The sequence below is a fragment of the Sinorhizobium meliloti genome, from assembly GCF_017876815.1.
In the GTDB taxonomy this organism is placed as follows: Bacteria; Pseudomonadota; Alphaproteobacteria; order Rhizobiales; family Rhizobiaceae; genus Sinorhizobium; species Sinorhizobium meliloti.
Window position 1 is genome coordinate 760,252 of sequence record NZ_JAGIOS010000002.1, and the last position, 17,417, is coordinate 777,668.

General features: G+C 64.0%; 17 protein-coding genes. 1 reads left to right on the forward strand and 16 read right to left on the reverse strand.

Going from position 1 to position 17,417, the window contains the following annotated elements; all coding sequences use genetic code 11:
* Positions 1–19: 19 nt before the first annotated feature.
* From JOH52_RS22470 to JOH52_RS22500, 7 genes are all read right to left on the reverse strand, one after another.
* Positions 20–883: a carbohydrate ABC transporter permease gene (locus JOH52_RS22470; protein WP_107010451.1), complete on the reverse strand. Its 864-nt coding sequence runs from the start codon at positions 881–883 to the stop codon at positions 20–22.
* A complete protein-coding gene (locus tag JOH52_RS22475) occupies positions 880–1,797 on the reverse strand; it encodes a carbohydrate ABC transporter permease (protein ID WP_014527704.1) in 918 nt (305 codons plus the stop codon). Before JOH52_RS22475 ends, JOH52_RS22470 begins: the two co-directional genes overlap by 4 nt.
* A 191-nt stretch (positions 1,798–1,988) precedes the next feature.
* Positions 1,989–3,224 (reverse strand): ABC transporter substrate-binding protein, encoded by a 1,236-nt coding sequence (locus tag JOH52_RS22480; RefSeq protein ID WP_014527703.1) that lies wholly within the window; start codon positions 3,222–3,224, stop codon positions 1,989–1,991.
* Between the two features lie 52 nt (positions 3,225–3,276).
* On the reverse strand, positions 3,277–4,236 hold the full coding sequence (locus JOH52_RS22485; protein ID WP_014527702.1) for a LacI family DNA-binding transcriptional regulator: 960 nt from the start codon (positions 4,234–4,236) through the stop codon (positions 3,277–3,279).
* Positions 4,237–4,635: 399 nt separating this feature from the next.
* Positions 4,636–5,877 carry a saccharopine dehydrogenase family protein gene (locus tag JOH52_RS22490; RefSeq protein ID WP_003528009.1) on the reverse strand — a complete coding sequence of 414 codons (1,242 nt, stop codon included), beginning with the start codon at positions 5,875–5,877 and terminating at the stop codon, positions 4,636–4,638.
* A 43-nt stretch (positions 5,878–5,920) separates the two neighbouring features.
* Positions 5,921–7,018, reverse strand: a complete 1,098-nt coding sequence (gene nspC / locus JOH52_RS22495; protein WP_014530072.1) for a carboxynorspermidine decarboxylase — start codon at positions 7,016–7,018, stop codon at positions 5,921–5,923.
* Between the two features lie 118 nt (positions 7,019–7,136).
* Positions 7,137–8,453: a 3-hydroxyacyl-CoA dehydrogenase family protein gene (locus JOH52_RS22500; RefSeq protein WP_107010452.1), complete on the reverse strand. Its 1,317-nt coding sequence runs from the start codon at positions 8,451–8,453 to the stop codon at positions 7,137–7,139.
* Between the two features lie 92 nt (positions 8,454–8,545).
* Between JOH52_RS22500 and paaG the strand changes: the two genes are divergently transcribed.
* Positions 8,546–9,337, forward strand: coding sequence for a 2-(1,2-epoxy-1,2-dihydrophenyl)acetyl-CoA isomerase PaaG (gene paaG, locus JOH52_RS22505; protein WP_014530070.1), 792 nt, complete (start codon positions 8,546–8,548; stop codon positions 9,335–9,337).
* Positions 9,338–9,370: 33 nt separating this feature from the next.
* Here paaG and JOH52_RS22510 read toward each other — a convergent pair whose 3' ends face one another.
* The 9 genes from JOH52_RS22510 to JOH52_RS22550 all read right to left on the reverse strand — a co-directional run bounded on the left by JOH52_RS22510 (position 9,371) and on the right by JOH52_RS22550 (position 17,234).
* Positions 9,371–9,871 carry an acyl-CoA thioesterase gene (locus JOH52_RS22510; RefSeq protein ID WP_014530069.1) on the reverse strand — a complete coding sequence of 167 codons (501 nt, stop codon included), beginning with the start codon at positions 9,869–9,871 and terminating at the stop codon, positions 9,371–9,373.
* Positions 9,871–11,937 carry a phenylacetic acid degradation bifunctional protein PaaZ gene (gene paaZ, locus JOH52_RS22515; protein WP_014530068.1) on the reverse strand — a complete coding sequence of 689 codons (2,067 nt, stop codon included), beginning with the start codon at positions 11,935–11,937 and terminating at the stop codon, positions 9,871–9,873. Before paaZ ends, JOH52_RS22510 begins: the two co-directional genes overlap by 1 nt.
* Positions 11,938–11,987: 50 nt before the next feature.
* Positions 11,988–13,064, reverse strand: coding sequence for a 1,2-phenylacetyl-CoA epoxidase subunit PaaE (gene paaE / locus JOH52_RS22520; RefSeq protein ID WP_003528000.1), 1,077 nt, complete (start codon positions 13,062–13,064; stop codon positions 11,988–11,990).
* 28 nt (positions 13,065–13,092) lie between these two features.
* On the reverse strand, positions 13,093–13,617 hold the full coding sequence (paaD, locus tag JOH52_RS22525) for a 1,2-phenylacetyl-CoA epoxidase subunit PaaD (RefSeq protein WP_014530066.1): 525 nt from the start codon (positions 13,615–13,617) through the stop codon (positions 13,093–13,095).
* A gap of 9 nt (positions 13,618–13,626) precedes the next feature.
* Entirely contained in the window at positions 13,627–14,412 is a 786-nt protein-coding gene (gene paaC / locus JOH52_RS22530; RefSeq protein WP_003527998.1) for a 1,2-phenylacetyl-CoA epoxidase subunit PaaC, read from the reverse strand.
* Positions 14,412–14,696: a 1,2-phenylacetyl-CoA epoxidase subunit PaaB gene (gene paaB, locus JOH52_RS22535; protein ID WP_003527997.1), complete on the reverse strand. Its 285-nt coding sequence runs from the start codon at positions 14,694–14,696 to the stop codon at positions 14,412–14,414. The genes paaC and paaB overlap by 1 nt, the downstream gene beginning before the upstream one ends.
* A 19-nt stretch (positions 14,697–14,715) precedes the next feature.
* Positions 14,716–15,714: a 1,2-phenylacetyl-CoA epoxidase subunit PaaA gene (paaA, locus tag JOH52_RS22540; RefSeq protein WP_010976335.1), complete on the reverse strand. Its 999-nt coding sequence runs from the start codon at positions 15,712–15,714 to the stop codon at positions 14,716–14,718.
* Positions 15,715–15,910: 196 nt separating this feature from the next.
* Positions 15,911–16,831: a phenylacetic acid degradation operon negative regulatory protein PaaX gene (paaX, locus tag JOH52_RS22545; protein ID WP_107010453.1), complete on the reverse strand. Its 921-nt coding sequence runs from the start codon at positions 16,829–16,831 to the stop codon at positions 15,911–15,913.
* A gap of 148 nt (positions 16,832–16,979) precedes the next feature.
* Positions 16,980–17,234: a hypothetical protein gene (locus JOH52_RS22550; protein ID WP_234834478.1), complete on the reverse strand. Its 255-nt coding sequence runs from the start codon at positions 17,232–17,234 to the stop codon at positions 16,980–16,982.
* Positions 17,235–17,417: the final 183 nt, after the last annotated feature.

The following is a 17,417-nucleotide window of genomic DNA, read 5'->3' on the forward strand; positions in this document are numbered from 1 at the left end:
GAGGTCACTTTCTCTCGGATCATTTCACCGCGCCGGCCATCAGCCCGCGCATGTAATAGCGTTGCAGAAGAAGGAACACGAAGAGGCAGGGAACGACCATCACCGCGACGCCGGCCTGCACCGCGCCCCAGTTGATCGCGCCGAGACGGCCGGCGCGCACGGCGGTCATCAGAACGGGAAGCGTGTAATTGTCGTTGCTGGCCAGGAGGACGAGCGCGGCGAAGAATTCGTTCCAGGCATTGAGGAAGGCGAAGATCGACACGGTCGCAATCCCGGGCATGACCAGCGGCAACAGCACCCGGACGAGAAGTTTCAGGTCGCGGGCGCCGTCGATGCGCGCCGCTTCCTCGATCTCCTTCGGCACGGCATCGAAGGCGTTGCGCATCATGAAGACGGAAAAGGGAAGCTGCAGCGTCACATAGACGAGCATCAGCCCGACGAGCGAATTGTTGAGCCCGAGCCGCGCCAGAATGATGAAGAGCGGCGTCAGGATCGATTGGAACGGGACCATCAGCGTCGCGATGATCAGTACGAAGAGCGCGTTCTTGAACGGGAAGCGGTAGCGGGAGAAGCCGTAGCCGGCGAGCACGCTGACCGCGACGGTCAGGACGACCGTTCCGATCGACACGAGGAGCGAATTGAACATGTGCTGCCAGATGCCGGCACCGAAGCTGTCGAGCGCCCGGTAGGCGTCGAAACTCAGCCCCGAGATCGGCCATGGCGGCAGCGGCGGCCTGCCGGATTCGCTGTTCGGCCGGAAGGAGGCAAGAAAGGAAACGGCAAAGGGCGCCAGGAAGAAGAAGGCCGTGCCGATGCCGATGCCGTGATAGACGATCCTGTCCCGGAGCGCCTTGCGGGCGCGGATTTCGCGGCGCGTCCTCATGGGCGTTCATCCCCCACCTTGAGCAGCCAGAGCTGGACGACGCTGAGCGTCACCAGGATCAGGAGGAGCGCGATCGACAGTGCCGCGCCGTAGCCGAGATTGAAGGACACGAAGGACTGGTTGAAGATATAGTAGACGACGGAGATCATCTTGTTCTGCGGACCGCCGCTGGTCATGATGTAGAACTGGTCGAAGGCGAGGATCGAGCCGGTGACCGAAAGGATGAGCGCCAGCGCCATGGTCCGGCGCATCAGGGGCAGCGTCAGGTGGCGGAAGCGTTGCCAGCGGCCGGCACCGTCGATGCGCGCGGCCTCTGTCAGTTCGGCCGGGATGGCCTGCAGCCCGGTCAGCAGGATAATCATGGTGAAGCCGGCGATCTTCCAGACGACCATGACGATGATCGTCAGAAACGCGGTATCGAACTTGGCGAGCAGGTTGATCCGTCCGGAGGTCAGGCCCAGTATATCGAAGAGCGGCGCGAAGAGCCCGCTGTCGACATTGGCGAGCCACACCCAGAGCAGCGAGGCGGACGCGAGCCCCACCACGACAGGCAGAAAGACGATGGTCCGGTAGAGCGAGACCAACGGCCTCTGTTTCTCCACGAAAATCGCCAGCGGGAAGGCGACCGCGAAAATCGCTATCGTGACGATCAGGGTATAGTGGGCGGTGAAACCGAGCGCGTTGAAGAACCGCGCATCGGTGAACATCCGCGTATAGTTGCGCAGGCCGATCCAGGCCGGCTCGCCGAGCAGCGGCCATTTGTGCAGGCTCATCCACAGCGTGAACAGCACCGGCAGCACGAAGAAGAGCGTGACGAGCGCCATGGCGGGCGCGATATAGATGAGGCCGCGCCATCCGGCTTGCCGCTTCGGGCGTCGCCGGCGGGTGGCGGATGTGAGTGCTGACGTCGTCATGGATGCGCTTTCAAGGGTTTCGAGGCATCGGCGGCAGGGGGGAAACACCCTCTCGGCATATTCATGTTCGCGGGTTGGCGCAGGCCCTGCTTCTTGCCGATCTCCCCCTTTGTGGGGGAGATGCCCGGCAGGGCAGAGGGGGGATGTCCCCCATCCGCCATTCACGAAGCAGCACACCTTTCGTGCCAGCCTCACTGCCCCGCGTCGATGATCGACTGCATCTCGTCTTGTGCGTTCGAGAACGCACCGTCGACGTCGTCGCCATAGATCGCGGCATTGGTAAAGGTCGCCCACGGCCCGTTGGCGCTGTTGATCAGGTCGTTGAACTGCAGCGTATAAGGCGTCTGGGCGACGGCGATCGCCTCCATGCCGACCTTCAGGCGCGGGTCGAGGCCTTCGAGCACCTCATTGGCGATGTCGCCGCGGGTGGGCAGGCTGCCGAATTTCGCCATGATCTTCTGGCCTTCCGGCGAATAGGTATATTCGAGGAATTCCTTGACCTCTTCGAGCTTCGGCGTTCCCTTGGTGACGACGAAGTTGTCGCCGCCGGCAAAGGAGGACGGCTTGCCGTCGACGCCGGGGATCAGCGTCACACCGAAATCGATCTCGGGATGCTGCGTCACCAGCGTGCCTATGGCGAAGGCGCCGAGGCTCTGCTGGCCGATCTTGCCATTGGTGAAGCTGAGGAAATTCACGCCGTTGTCGCTCGCGGCACCCGCAGGAACGAGGTCCTTCTCGACCATGTTGCGGTAAATGTCGACGGCCTTGCGCATCTGCGGCGTATCGAGCGTCGCGGTCTTGCCGTCGGCCGAAAGGATGTCGGCGCCCGCGCCCCAGGTCAGCGGCGTGAAGGTGAAGATCATGCAGCCGCCGCAGCCGCCGCCGGAGAAGTAGAAGCCGTAGGTGTCGCCGCCGAGCGCGCGGATTTTTTCGGCATTGGCGGTGATCTCCTCCCAGGTCTTCGGCGCCTTTTCGGGGTCGAGGCCGGCCTTTTTGTAGAGGTCCTTGTTCCAGGCGAAGATCGAGGTCTCGACCGTGAGCGGCAGGCCGTAGATCTTGTCCTCATAGGTGCCGAGCTTCACATGCGAGGGCGAGAGCGAATTGAAGTAGGGCAGCGCCTTCGACCAGTCGGTGAGGTCTTCCAACTGACCGGCGGCGGCGAAGGCCGGCGTGTAGATCAGGTCGAGCGAAAGCGCGTCTGGCGCCTGCCCGCCGGCGATCGCAGTGGCATATTTCTGCACGAGCTCGGCAAAAGGCACTTCGGTGAGCTCCACCTTGTTCTCGTGACCTGCATTGTAGGCCTTGACGACTTCCTTGAACGAGTCGCCGATACCCGAGCGGACCCACATGCTGATCGTCTCGGCCGAAGCGGCCGAAATCATGCTGGCCGATATGAGGGCCGTCGCTGCCATCAGTTTCTTGAACATTTCGCATTCCTCCCAAATGCGGGGCCACCTCGGGTGAACCCCATCTCCTCAATCAGTTCTGTCGTCCCACGCCTCCGCAGGAGTCCCGTACGACAAGCCTGCAGGGCAGCTTGCGCAGGCCGGGCTCGATCGTCCGGCCCTCCGCAAGCGCGAGCACCATCAGCCCGGCCTCCCGCCCAAGCTCCTTCAGGTTCATGTCGACGGTCGTCAGCGGCGGCCGCGTCTGCGCCGCCATGATCTCCCAATTGTCGAAACCGATGACGGAGACATCCTCCGGCACCCTCACGCCGCGTTCGCGCAGCGCATCGACCACGCCCCGGGCGATCTGGTCGTTGCCGCAGAAGATGCCGTCGGGCCTTTCGCCGCCCGTATTCCAGATGCGGTCGATCGCCTCGTGACCCCAGGCCTCCGACCAGACTCCATGCAGGACCGGCGCCCCACCGCCCGCAACGGCCCGAAATGCCTCGGCGCGCTCGACCGCGGAGGTGAATTCCAGCGGGCCCGTGATGTGCAACAACCGCTTGCGGCCCATCTTCTTCAGCCGTTCCGCCGCCAGCCTCGCACCGTGACCGTCGTCGGAAGTCAGCGTCACGCTGCCGGGCTCGCCCTTGGTGAAAGCATAGACGACCGGCACCGGCAGGCCGGCGAGATCGACCGGGAGAGACCTGTCGACCCGCTTGCCTGTCGCGATGATGCCGTCCACCTGCTTGTCCAGCATGGCGTCGACATGAATTTTCCCAAGCGCCGGGTCGTCCTCTATGGCGCACAGGAAGACCGATACTCCATGATCCACCAGTGCTTCCGAAACCCCGGCCATGACCGGCAGCGTGAAGCGCCCATAGGTGTCGTTCGTCAGAAGGCCTACGGTGAAACTGCGGTTGCTCAAGAGCCCCCGCGCTAGCGCGTTCGGCCGGAAGCCGATCTCCGCCGCGAGATTCTTGATCCGCTCGCGCGTGTCGGCAGCCATGCGACCATTGTCGTTGAGAGCCTTCGAAACGGTCGAAACGCTCACGCCGGCGACCCTCGCCAGATCGTGAATGGTGACCCGATGCCCCTTGCTGCGCTGTGAATTCAGTTTCGCCTCCTCCCGAGAGTCACAATGAGAAAACCTTTTCTCAATGCGAGAGTCAAGCTGAGAAAAGGTTTTCTCACCAAATAAGTATGATTTTCGCGAGTGGTGTGGGCGACGAAGGTGGCAGCAGCTTGCCCCTCACCCTAACGCTCTCCCCGCGCGCGGGGAGAGGGGACGAGTACGACGCTGCCGCGAGTCCCCTTCGCCCCGCCTGCGGGGAGAAGGTGGCCGGCAGGCCGGATGAGGGGGGGTGCTGGCGTTTAAGCTTCAGATCACAATGATTTTAGTTAGAGCGGGATGCGGGCGGAAAACCACACATACTTTTCCTCGTCCCGCTCGTCAGGAGAAACTGAGCGGCCGATCGCCCTGTTCATCCTTGATGCGGGTCGGCAGGCCGATCCGGTTGAGGATATCGAGGAACGGCCGCGGGGGCAGTTCTTCCACATTCGCCATCTGCCTGGCGTCCCACTCGCCGCTGGCGATCAGCATGGCGGCCGCCACCGGCGGAACGCCGGCCGTGTAGGAGATGCCCTGCGAGCCCACTTCTTCATAGGCTTGCCTGTGGTCGGCGACGTTGTAGATGAACACCTCGCGTTCCCTGCCGTCCTTCAGGCCCTTGACGAAATCGCCGATGCAGGTCTTGCCCTCGTAGCCAGGCGCGAGCGACGCCGGGTCGGGCAGGACCGCCTTTACCACCTTCAGCGGCACGACTTCGAGGCCCTCGGCGGTCTTGACCGGCTGCTCGGACAGGAGGCCCAGGTTCTTCAGAACCGTGAAGACGTTGATGTAATGGTCGCCAAAGCCCATCCAGAAGCGCACATCGGCCCCGTCCATGTTCTTCGACAGCGAGTGAACCTCGTCATGGCCGGTCATATAGGCCTGGCGCTTGCCCACGACGGGCAGGTCGAACTCCTTGCCGACCTCGAACATCCGGTTCGTCTGCCAGGCACCCTTCTGCCAAGAATAGACGACGCCGGTAAATTCGCGAAAGTTGATCTCCGGATCGAAGTTGGTGGCGAAATACTTGCCGTGGTTGCCGGCATTGATATCGACGATGTCGACATCCGTGATCTTGTCGAAATATTCGTCCTTGGCGAGACGGGCATAGGCATTGACCACGCCCGGGTCGAAGCCGACGCCGAGAATGGCGGTGATGCCCTTCTCCTTGCACTCGGCGGCGCGCTTCCATTCATAGTTCCCGTACCACGGCGGCGTTTCGCAGATCTTGTTCGGCTCCTCATGGATCGCCGTGTCCATATAGGCCACACCCGTGTCCATGCAGGCGCGTAGCACCGACATGTTGACGAAGGCGGAGCCGACATTGATCACGATCTGAGAGCCGGTGCTGACGATGAGCGCCTTCGTCGCCTCGACGTCGAGCGCATCGAGCGCATGCGCCTCCAGCTTCACCTCGGTCTTCAGGCTCTTCTTTTCGCGTACGGACTCGACGATCTTGCGGCACTTGTCGACCGTGCGTGAGGCAATATGAATATCTCCCAATACATCGCTGTTCTGGGCGCATTTGTGCGCCACGACCTGTGCCACGCCACCGGCGCCGATGATGAGAACGTTCTTTTTCATTTCGGGGGATATCTCCTTCTACCCGTCTTGCTTGCGTGAAGCCTCAGGAGAGGCTCTGCTCGTAGTCCGCGTAGGTGAATTCGCGGACGGTCCTGACGCTTCCGTCAAGTTCCCTGATGGCGATCGCCGGCATCTTCACGCCGTTGAACCAGTTCTTCTTGACCATCGTGTAACCGGCGGCGTCCTGAAACGAGATGCGGTCGCCGACCTTAAGCTCTTCGGCGAAGCGGAACTCGCCGAAGACGTCGCCGGCGAGGCAGGACTTGCCGCAGATCATGTAGCTATGCGACCCCTCGTTCGGCAAAACCTTGGCGGTCTCGCGATAGATCAACAAGTCCAGCATATGCGCCTCGATCGAACTGTCGACGATGGCGAGATTCTTGCCGTTGTAGAGCGTGTCGAGCACCGTCACTTCCAGCGTCGTGCTCTTCGTGATCGAAGCTTCGCCCGGCTCCAGATAGATCTGAACGCCGTAGCGGTCGGAAAATGCCCTGAGGCGCGCCGAAAAGGCGTCGACCGGATAGTCGTCCCCGGTGAAGTGGATGCCGCCGCCGAGGCTGACCCAATCGACGCGGGCGATGAGCGCGCCGAACCTTTCCTCGATCTCGCCGAGCATCCGGTCGAAGAGGCCGAAATCCTTGTTCTCGCAATTGTTGTGGATCATGAAGCCGTTGATCCGGTCCATGACGCGCTCGACCTTCGCCACGTCCCACTCGCCGAGGCGGCTGAAGGGACGCGCGGGATCGGCGAGATCGAAGCTCGAGGAACTCACCTGAGGGTTGAGTCGCAGTCCGCGCGCGATGCCCGCCGCCTTGTCGGCAAAACGCTCCAACTGCGAGATCGAGTTGAAGATGATCTTGTCGGCGTGAGAGACCACTTCGTCGATCTCGTTGTCACCATAGGCGACACTATAGGCATGGGTTTCCTTGCCGAACCGCTCGCGGCCGAGCCTCACCTCGAAGAGCGAGGACGACGTGGTGCCGTCCATATAGTCGCGCATGAGGTCGAAAACCGACCAGGTGGCGAAGCACTTCAGCGCCAGCAAAGCCTTGGCGCCGGATTTCTCGCGCACATGGGCGATCCTTTCCATGTTGCGGGTAAGCTTGGCTTTGTCGATGAGGTAGTATGGGGTCTCGATCAAGGCAGGACCTGTCTGTTCTTAAATCCGAAACGGTCCTCCTAGGAAAACGTGACTGTTTGCGCAACCCGGCTCGGCCTGCCGAGACAAAATGCCCGCCCCGTGGCCCCGGGGGCGCCCGTCAAAGGAAGCTGCCTCGCGAGGCAGCCCGGAGCAGCGGATCGCAAGGGGGATCGGCGAGCCCCGCCTCCGCAAGCGCACTCAGCTCCCCCGCGACCTTGTGAAGCCCGTGCGCCTCGGCATGATGCATCAGCCCGCCCCGCCAGCGTGGAAAGCCGTAGCCGTGGATCTCCACGAGATCGATATCGGAAGCCCTCAGAGCCGTTCCATCTTCGAGAATCCGCGCAGCCTCGTTCACCATCGGCCAGAGGACGCAGCCGACGATGGACGCCTCGCCCCAATCGCGCCGGGGCCAGCCCCGAGCCTCCTCCGCGATGATGCGGGCGACCGTCGCGGAGGGCCGTGGCGTGCGGTCGCCCGGCGCGTAGTCGTACCAGCCGCCGCCGCTCTTCTGCCCGAAGCGCTCGATCGCCGAGAGGCGATCGGCAACCGGCGCAAAAGTCGTCTCGCCGCGGGCGCGGGCGGCACCGCGCTGGAAGGCGGCGATATCCAGCCCGCCGAGGTCTTGCGCCTCGAATGGTCCCATCGGCAGCCCGAAGGCGCGCAGGGCGGCATCGACGGCGGCCGGTGTCGCGCCGCTGAGCAGCAGCCGCTCGGCCTGGGCCCGCGTCACCTTGAGAATCCGGTTGCCGATGAAACCGTCCGAGATACCCGCGCGTACGGGGATTTTGTTGAGCATCCGCGCCAGCGCGAAACCGGTCGCCAACACGTCGGGCGCCGTCGCTTGCGTGGGCACGATTTCGAGAAGCTTCATCACCTGCGCCGGGCTGAAGAAATGCAGCCCGAGAAACCGCTCCCGGCTCCCGATGTCCGCGGCGATCCGTTCGGGATTGAGATAGGATGTGTTCGTCGCGAGAATGGCGTCAGCGCGACAGACGGCGGCGAGCCTTCGAAAGACATCGCGCTTCACGTCCAAATCCTCGAAGACCGCCTCGATGATCAGATCCGCCTCCGCGATCGCGGTATAATCCGTCGAGCCCGTGACGCCTGCAAGGCGCTCGGCCGCAAGCCCGGCGGAGATGCGCCCGCGTTTCACCGCCCCGTCGAAGATTGTGCGCAGCCTGGCAAGCGCCCGTTCCACCGCCGCCTCGTCACGCTCGACCAGGACGAGCGGAAGACCGGCGTGAAGCAGCGCCGCGGCGATGCCGGTTCCCATGGTGCCGCCGCCGATCACCGCCGCCGAACGGATCGGGCGCGGCTCGATGCCGGCAAGCGCCGGTGGGCGCCGTGCGGCGCGCTCGGCGTGAAAAACGTAGCGCAGGGGATTGCCGGTGGCGACGACGGCGATCCCGCCTCTATGCACGATGCTGAGGGGCACGATGCTCGTCCTCCGTGCGGGGCATGATTGACCGGCCGATCGGTCCATGCAAGGCTTTTATTGGCGAGGCCCAGAGGGTGCAGGGAGGAAACATGCCCGATTCCGACACCGTACTGTCGGCGCTTGAGGCCGGCGTCTTGCGCCTGACGCTCAACCGGCCCGACAAGCTCAACGCCTTCAACGAGGAAATGCATCTCGCACTGCGCGCCGGCTTCGAGCGCGCCCGTTCGGACGACGATGTGCGTGCCGTGATGCTGACGGGAGCGGGGCGCGGCTTTTCCGCGGGCCAGGACCTCGGCGACCGCGATCCCCGCAAGGGCGGCGCACCGGACCTCGGTCGCACGATCGAAACCTTTTACAACCCGCTCCTGAAGCTGATCCGAAGCCTGGAGAAACCGGTCGTCTGCGCCGTCAACGGAGTTGCCGCGGGGGCCGGCGCCAACATCGCGTTTGCCTGCGACATCACGCTTGCCGCCCGTTCCGCCCGCTTCATCCAGGCCTTCGCGAAAATCGGACTGGTGCCCGATTCCGGCGGAACCTGGAGCCTGCCGCGGCTCGTCGGCGAAGCGCGCGCCAAGGCGCTGGCGATGACGGCCGAACCGCTGGACGCGGAGACGGCAGCGAGCTGGGGCCTGATCTGGCGCGCCGTCGACGACGCGGCGCTGATGGACGAGGCCTCCGCGCTCGCCGTTCGGCTCGCTGCCGGGCCGACCAGGGGGCTCGGTCTGACCAAGCGCGCGATCCAGGCCGCCGCCACCCATTCCTTCGACGAACAGCTCGACCTCGAACGCGACCTGCAGCGCGAAGCCGGCCGCAGCGCCGACTATGCAGAGGGCGTGACAGCCTTCCTCGACAAACGCAACCCGGAATTCAGGGGTCGGTGACGAGCGGGCGGTGTCGGAGCCAGACGAGCAGTCCTACTCCCCAACATCCCGCCCCGTTTCGGCGACCGTCTTCAGCCGATGGGCGAATTCCCGCCGAAGTGTGCGGCGCAGCTCGGCCGCCTGGTGGCGGCGTTTTTCGGTTGCCGTCTCCGGGTGGTACTCCGGAACCGTGACGGGCCGGCCCGCATCGTCGACGGCGACCATCGTGAAATAGCAGGAATTGGTGTGCCGCCGCGTGCCCGCCCGGATGTTTTCCGCCTCCACCCTTATTCCGACCTCCATCGAGGTGCGGCCGGCATAGTTGATGGCCGCGCGGCAGGTGACGAGTTCGCCGACATGGATCGGCTCCTTGAAGATCACCTGGTCCACGGAGAGCGTCACCGCATATTGCTTGGAAAAGCGCGACGCGCAGGAGAAGGCCACCCGGTCGAGCAGGTTCAAAAGCGCGCCGCCATGCACCTTGCCGCTGAAATTCGCCATGTCCGGCGTCATCAGAACGGTCATCACCAGATGCCGCGTCTCCTGCTCCGTCATCATTCTTCCCCGCTTCCGGTCTTCGCCACCATCGTCAATACATCATATTGGGCGACGGTTGCGCCAGTCTGGTTGGTGACGCGGCAGTCCCATCGCACCTCCCCGTAGTCGGAGTTTATTCGCGGACTGATCTCCTTGCAGGTGAGCCGGACCTGAAGCGCATCGCCGGGATAGACGGGCGTCAGGAACCGCAGCCCGTCGACGCCGTAATTTGCGAGCACCGGCCCCGGGGCGGGATCGACGAAGAGACCGGCGGCCAGAGAGACGACGAGATAGCCATGCGCGACCCGGCCGTCGAAGAACGGATTGGCGCGTGCGGCCTCCTCGTCCATATGCGCGTAGAAGGTATCGCCGGTAAATTCGGCGAAGTGCTCGATGTCTTCGAGCGTAACGGTGCGCGTCTCCGTGACGATCTGGTCGCCGACCCGCAGCTCGGCGAGCGACTTGCGGAAGGGGTGCTCGCCCCCGGACCGCGCCGGCGCACCCTCCATCCAGCGGCCGGTGACGGCAGCGACGAGGCCCGGCGCGCCCTGGACGGCCGTGCGCTGCATGTAGTGCCTGACGCCCCGCATGCCGCCCAGTTCCTCGCCGCCGCCGGCCCGGCCGGGGCCGCCATGGACGAGACCCGGCAAGGGCGAGCCGTGCCCGGTCGACGATTTCGCGCTCAGGCGGTTGCCGATCATCACGCGGCCGTGGAACGGCGCCATGCCGATCACCAGCTCCCGCGCAATATCGGGATCATTGGTGAAGACGGAGGTGACGAGGCTCCCCCTTCCGCGCCTGACGAGGTCAACCGCCTCTTCCGCCGTATCATAGGGCATGACCGTGCTCACGGGGCCGAAGGCCTCGACGTCGTGAACCGACCGCGCTGCGTCGGGACTATCGCAATAGAGAAGAACGGGATTGAGGAAAGCCCCCGCCTCCGCATCGCCGGAGACAAGCTGCGGTCTTGCCGGATCGCCCGCAACGATCTCTGCATCCGTGGTGAGATCGAGGATGCGCGCCCTCACCTCTTCGCGCTGATCACGGCTTGCGAGCGGCCCCATCCGCACGTTCTCGTCGGCGGGATCGCCGAGCGGAACCTTGGCAAGCCGCTCGCCGAGAGCGGTGATCAGCGCGTCGCAATGGGCCCGCGGGGCGATCACCCTGCGAATGGCCGTGCATTTCTGCCCGGCCTTCGACGTCATCTCGCGGGCGACTTCGCGGACGAAAAGACCGAACTCCTCCGCTCCAGGGGCCGCATCGAGCCCGAGAACCGCCGCATTGAGGCTGTCGGCCTCCATGGTGAAGCGCACCGAATTACCGACGATCGCGGGATGGGTCTTGAGCTTGCGCCCGGTCGTGGCCGAGCCGGTGAAGGTCACCACGTCCTGGTCGCCGACATGATCCAGAAGATTGCCCGGGGAGCCGCAGACGAGCTGGAGCGCCCCTTCCGGAAGCAAACCGGTGTCGACGATCCGCCGTACCACCAGCTCGGCGAGATAGGCGGTTTGGCTCGCAGGCTTGACGATCGCAGGCATCCCCGCCAGCAGCGTCGGCGCGAGCTTTTCGAGCATGCCCCAGCAGGGAAAGTTGAAGGCATTGATGTGCACCGCGATGCCCTGACGCGGCGTCAGGATATGCTGGGCGGAAAAGGTGCCATCGCGCGACAGCGCCTCGACGTCGCCGTCGAGGAGCACATGGCTGTTCGGCAGTTCCCGCCTGCCCTTCGAGGCGTAGGAGAAAAGCGTGCCGATGCCGCCTTCGATATCGATCCAGCTGTCCGGGCGCGTGGCGCCGGTGGCGGTGGACAGCGCATAGAATTCCTCCTTGCGCTCCATAAGTGCCTGGGCAAGCGCCTTCAGCATCATCGCCCGTTCGTGGAACGACATGCGGCGGAGCGCCGGCCCGCCCTTTTCGCGTCCATAGGCAAGCGCAGCAGCGAAATCGATGCCGCTGGAATCGACGAGCGCCACCGGCGCGCCGGTCGCAGCGTCGCAAAGGGTCACGCCGTCCTTCGATCCGCGCATCCAGGCGCCGGCGATATAGCTTTCGAGCCGGCGCGGCCGGTCCGCCACTACGTTCATCGGATGGTCCTCCCGTCAGTTCAGCTTCAGCGTCGGCTCGGCATCGGCGGTCACTGATCGTAGCTGACGACGATCCGGTCGCTGAGCGGATAGGATTGGCAGGTCAGCACATAGCCCTGCTCCACCTCGTAGTCCTCGAGCGCATTGTTGCTCTCCATCTCCACCTCGCCTTCCAGCACCTTGGCGCGGCACGAGGAGCAGACCCCCGCCTTGCAGGCGAATGGCGCGTCCATCCTGTTTTCGAGCGCCGCTTCGAGGAGGCTCATCCCCTCTTTCGGAAATGTGAAGCTGCGCGTGGCGCCGTCGAGTGTGACGGTCGCCTCGCAGCGCGCCCGGCTGTCGGCGCCGGCGGCGGTTTCGACCTTGCGCCGGGCGCGGCCGGGCTGGGAGGCGGCGAACAGCTCGAACTTGATCCGGTCGTCGCCAAGGCCATGCGCGCGAAGTGCTGCGGCAACGCCAAGCATCATCGGTTCCGGCCCGCAGATGAAGGCGGTATCGGCCGACGTTACGTCGATCCAGCTCCGGAAGAGGGCAGTGCATTTTTCCCGATCGAGCCGCCCGCTGAACAGGTCGATCTCCTGGGCTTCGCTCTCGAGGACGTGCAGAACGGAAAGCCGCCCCAGATAGAGATTCTTGAGGTCGTCCAGTTCCTCGCGGAACATGATCGAGCTGAAGTGGCGGTTGGCGTAGACAAGCGTGAACGCGGACCGCGGCTCGCGCGCGAGCACCGTCTTTATGAGCGAGAGCACCGGCGTGATGCCGCTGCCGCCTGCAAAGCCGAGATAGTGTTTGGCGGCCTCCGGCTCGATAGGCGTAAAGAAGGCGCCCATCGGCGGCATGGCTTCCAGCGTGTCTCCGGGCTCGAGCTCCTCATTTGCCCAGCTGGAGAAGCAGCCGTCATCGACGCGCTTGATGCCGACCTTCAGGGCGCCTTCGTCAAGACCGGCGCAGATCGAATACGAACGGCGCAGCTCCTCGCCGCCGAAGAGGCGGCGGAACGTCAGATATTGCCCTTGCGTGAAATCGAAGGCGGCGCGGTCCTCCTCGCGCGGCTCGAGCGTCACCACCACGGCATCGCGCGTATCGCGCCGGACTTCGGTGATCTGAAGAGGATAAAAACGTGCCATTTGAGCGTTCTTCCCGCCTCGCATTACGTCAGATGCATTTGAAATAATCGAAGGGCTCCAGACAGTCCCGGCAGCGATAGCTCGCTTTGCAGGGCGTCGATCCGAACTGGCTGACCTTATCGGTCCGGGCGGAGCCACAGCGCGGACAGGAGACCGTCAGCGCCGCACCGCCCGAGAGGCCTTCGATCCGTTTCAACAGCCTGCCCTCCGCCCCGCTGCCGTCGACGGGGGCCGCAATGCCATAGCTTTCAAGCTTTTCGCGGCCCTCGGCGCTAATCCAGTCGGTGGTCCAGGCGGGCGAGAGCTGGCGTTCGAGCCTGACACTCTCGATGCCGTTCTCCTTGAGCCGCCGCTCGATATCGAGGTTGATGACCGCCGTGGCGGGACAGCCCGAATAGGTCGGCGTCACCGTCACCACCAGCGTTTCGCCATCCCAGTCGACGTTGCGGACGATGCCGAGGTCGGTCACGGAGATGACCGGAATTTCCGGATCCGGCACTTGCGAGAGCCAATGCCATACATCCGCGATCGAGGGGCGTATCGCCGTTGCCATATGAGCCTCCTACCAGCTGGCGCCGGGATAGGCGCGCTGCAGGAACTGCATCTCGGCGAGCACATAGCCGAGATGCTCCGTATGGAGGCCGCGCTTGCCGCCCTTGTGCATATAGCGGTCCTCCGGTTTTTCGAGCGTCGCCGCGCGAAGTGTCTCAGCGGCCAGCGCATGCCATTCGGCCTTCAAGCTCTCCGGCTCCGGCGCGACGCCGGCAGCCGCAAGGACGAGGTCGTGCGCCTCGCTCACGAACATCTCGCCGGTATAGGGCCAGATATCGACCAGCGCCTCCTGCATACGGGCGTGGCTTTCCGCCGTTCCGTCACCGAGGCGGATCACGAGATCGCGGCTCCGTTCGAGATGGTAGGCCACCTCCTTCGACGCCTTCTCGGCGATCGCGGCGATGCGCGGCTCGCAGGAGCTGCGAAGGCCTTTCAGCGCGAGATAGTGCCATGCATCGAACAGAAACTGACGCATCAGCGTCCCGCCGTAATCGCCGTTCGGCCGCTCGGTGAGCAGCAGGTTGCGGAAGTCGCGCGCGTCGCGGAGATAGGCAAGATCGTCCGCGCTGCGGCCCTTTCCTTCGACCTCGCCTGCAAAGCCGAGCCAGAGCTGCGTCTGGCCGATGAGGTCGAGTGCCGTGTTGGCGAGCGCGATGTCCTCTTCGAGAGCCGGGGCGTGGCCGCACCATTCCGAAAGACGATGGCCGAGGATCAACGCATTGTCGCCCATGCCGAGCAGGAAATCGAAAAGAGCGGCCCTGTCGACGACCGCCTGCATCGCGGTTGCCTGAACCATCACATGTGCCCCGCCTCATCCGGAATGTCGAAGAAAGTCGGGTGCCGGTAGACCTTCGCATTCGCAGGCTCGAACAACGGGCCTTTTTCCGAGGGCGCGCTTGCCGCTATGTCGCTCGAACGCACCACCCAGATGCTGACGCCCTCGTTGCGGCGGGTATAGACGTCGCGGGCGTTATTGATCGCCATTTCGGCATCCGGTGCGTGCAGGCTGCCGACATGGCGATGGTTCAGGCCGTGCTGGCCGCGGATGAAGACTTCCCAGAGGGGCCATTCGCTGGACATAACGTCTCGCTCCCGATGTTCATTCGGCGGCGACCGGCTGCGCGCGAAGTGCGGCCTTTTCGGCATGCGCCGTCAGGCCGTCCCGGAACCAGGCGCCGTCCTCCCAGGCCTTCCTGCGCGCGCCGAGCCGCTCGGCATTACAAGGGCCATTGCCGGCGATCACCTCGAAAAATTCGTTCCAGTCCGGCTCGCCGAAATCGTAGCCGCCTTTTTCCTCGTTCCACTTCAGATCCGGATCGGGGACGGTCAGCCCGAGATATTCGGCCTGTGGGACCGTCTGGTTGACGAATTTCTGTCTGAGTTCGTCGTTGGAGTTCTGCTTGATCTTCCACGCCATCGACTGGGCCGAGTGGACCGAGGCGTCGTCCGACGGGCCGAACATCATCAGCGACGGCCACCACCAGCGGTTCAGTGCGTCCTGCACCATGGCCCTCTGGTCAGGCGTGCCCTTCATCATCTTGATCAGAATGTCGTAGCCCTGGCGCTGATGGAAGCTCTCCTCCTTGCAGATGCGGATCATCGCGCGCGAATAGGGGCCGTAGGAGCAGCGCTGCAACGGCACCTGATTCATGATCGCCGCGCCGTCGACCAGCCAGCCGATGGCGCCGATATCCGCCCAGCTGAGCGTCGGATAATTGAAGATCGACGAATACTTGGCCTTGCCGGTATGGAGCTGCTCGTAAAGCGCGTCGCGGCTCACCCCCAGCGTCTCGGCGGCGCAGTAGAGATAGAGACCATGCCCCGCCTCGTCCTGAACCTTGGCGAGCAGGATCGCCTTGCGCTCCAGCGTCGGGGCGCGGGTGATCCAGTTGCCTTCGGGAAGCTGGCCGACGATCTCGGAGTGGGCGTGCTGGCTGATCTGGCGGATGAGCGTCTTGCGATAGCCTTCGGGCATCCATTCCTTCGGCTCGATCTTCTGACCCGCGTCGATCCGCTCCTGGAAAGCGCGCTCTTGCGGGTCCATATCGTCGGGGCTTTTGACCCGAGGGGCATCCGTCTTCACCATTTGAGCATACATGCTGCTCTCTCCTCCGCCGGAGGCGTTCGGGAGTGATGTCGATGCAGTTCCTTTTGACCGATCCGTTAGAATTTAGCGCAGGACATGTCACACTTCAACGTCATTTACACATTTTTCTGTGACATTTAGCGAGTGAGATCGGGCGGGTATTTTCGTCCATCTTCGTACTCGAATGAGGAACGAAGGAGCCGGCACGTTAAACGGGGTTGCCGGATTTCGCAGGCGCAGCTTCACCGCACAGCATTCGAAGCCGATGCTCCGTCGCCCCGGTCGCCTTCGGCAGCGGACCCGTAAGCGTGACGCAGTTCCGCGCGACATGCAGGTCCGCCTGGGGAGACAGGCTGCGGTACAGCCGTGCAAACAGGCGGCGGGCTTCGTCGCCTGGCCAATCCGCGGGCAGAATCTCGGCCGGCAGGCGCGGCTCGCGGAGCGTCACGAAGCGGAACTGGTGTACCATGAGGAGGCGTGCAGAAAGGCACTCGGCGGGAGCAATCGCCCTAGCGGTATCCGGAAGATCGGCGAGCTTGCCGAAGCAAGCGAGAAACCGCCGGTATGCCTGCGCGTGAGGTCCGAGGTCCCAACAGCCCGAGGCAAAGGCCTTCAACTCGCTCGCGCCCTGGGCAGGCTCCGCACGGAAGACCACGGCGGGCATGATCGCGCTCGGGAACGGCCGCACGCCGACCGCGAGCCGGGGGCCCAGCCGCGCATGGCCGGAGCGCTCAAGCATCTGCATCCGCTCCTCGGCCGACGAACCCATCAGCTGCACGAAATGCCAGCTCGCTTCCTCCGGCGGTCCAAAGATCACCCGCGCCGCCGCGGCGAATTCCGCGCGTGCGGCATCCGTCAGCCGATAGAAGCTGCGCCGTCCCTCCCGCTCTCCGGCGAGCTGGCCGGCGGCGACGAGACGGGACACGGCGGTTCTCACAAGCGTCTCGCTGATGCCGACGCCCGCGCAGATCTCGATCAGGTTGCCGATCCAGATCGCGCCGCCGCGCGGCTCCACCACGTCGCCGTAGATGGTGACGATGAAGCTTGCGGCCCTGAGCGGCGTTTCATCCAAAATTGGCCGGATGATCCTCGAGCCCTGCTCTGCCGAATTTTCGCCATTCGCCTGCATCCGACCACCTTTGGAGATCTACCGCACCGTTCCTCATCGTCTCCGATTAGAGCACCTCCAGGAAAACTGTGCAGCGGTTTTCCGTCCGGAAGTGCTTAACTTCAAAGACTTAGAGCGTTTCAGTGTCTCTTTGAAACACTGAAACGCTCTAAAGGAAACGGGCAGCAGATAAAAGCGCGACAGCGCCGCGAGCCTGCTCCTTGGTCTCCTCGGCCATCGCGCCGGACACTGCGATAGCGCTGAAAGCGAGGCCGCCAACTGTCGCGCGGATCAGGACGTTACGGAATCGTTCAATCATTAAAGCTGCCTTACTGTGGGTTACGGCCTTTGAGTCAGGCATTGTCGAAAGCAGGTTTGAAGCCGCTAAGACCAGTTCCGGAAAGCGCTGCTTGTCGCAAAACATGACTGTTGCCTGCGTGCGCTCCGTATAGCCGCTGTCTCCCAGACCACGTCTATTGGACTACAGGCTTGCGCCCGGTCTTAGGTCTTCACCCTGAAACCCAGCATCTCGAGTGCGGCGGTTGTGCCAGTCCGCATAACAATGCGGCCCCGGAACCGATCGGTTCCGGGGCCGTTTGGTCGCCTG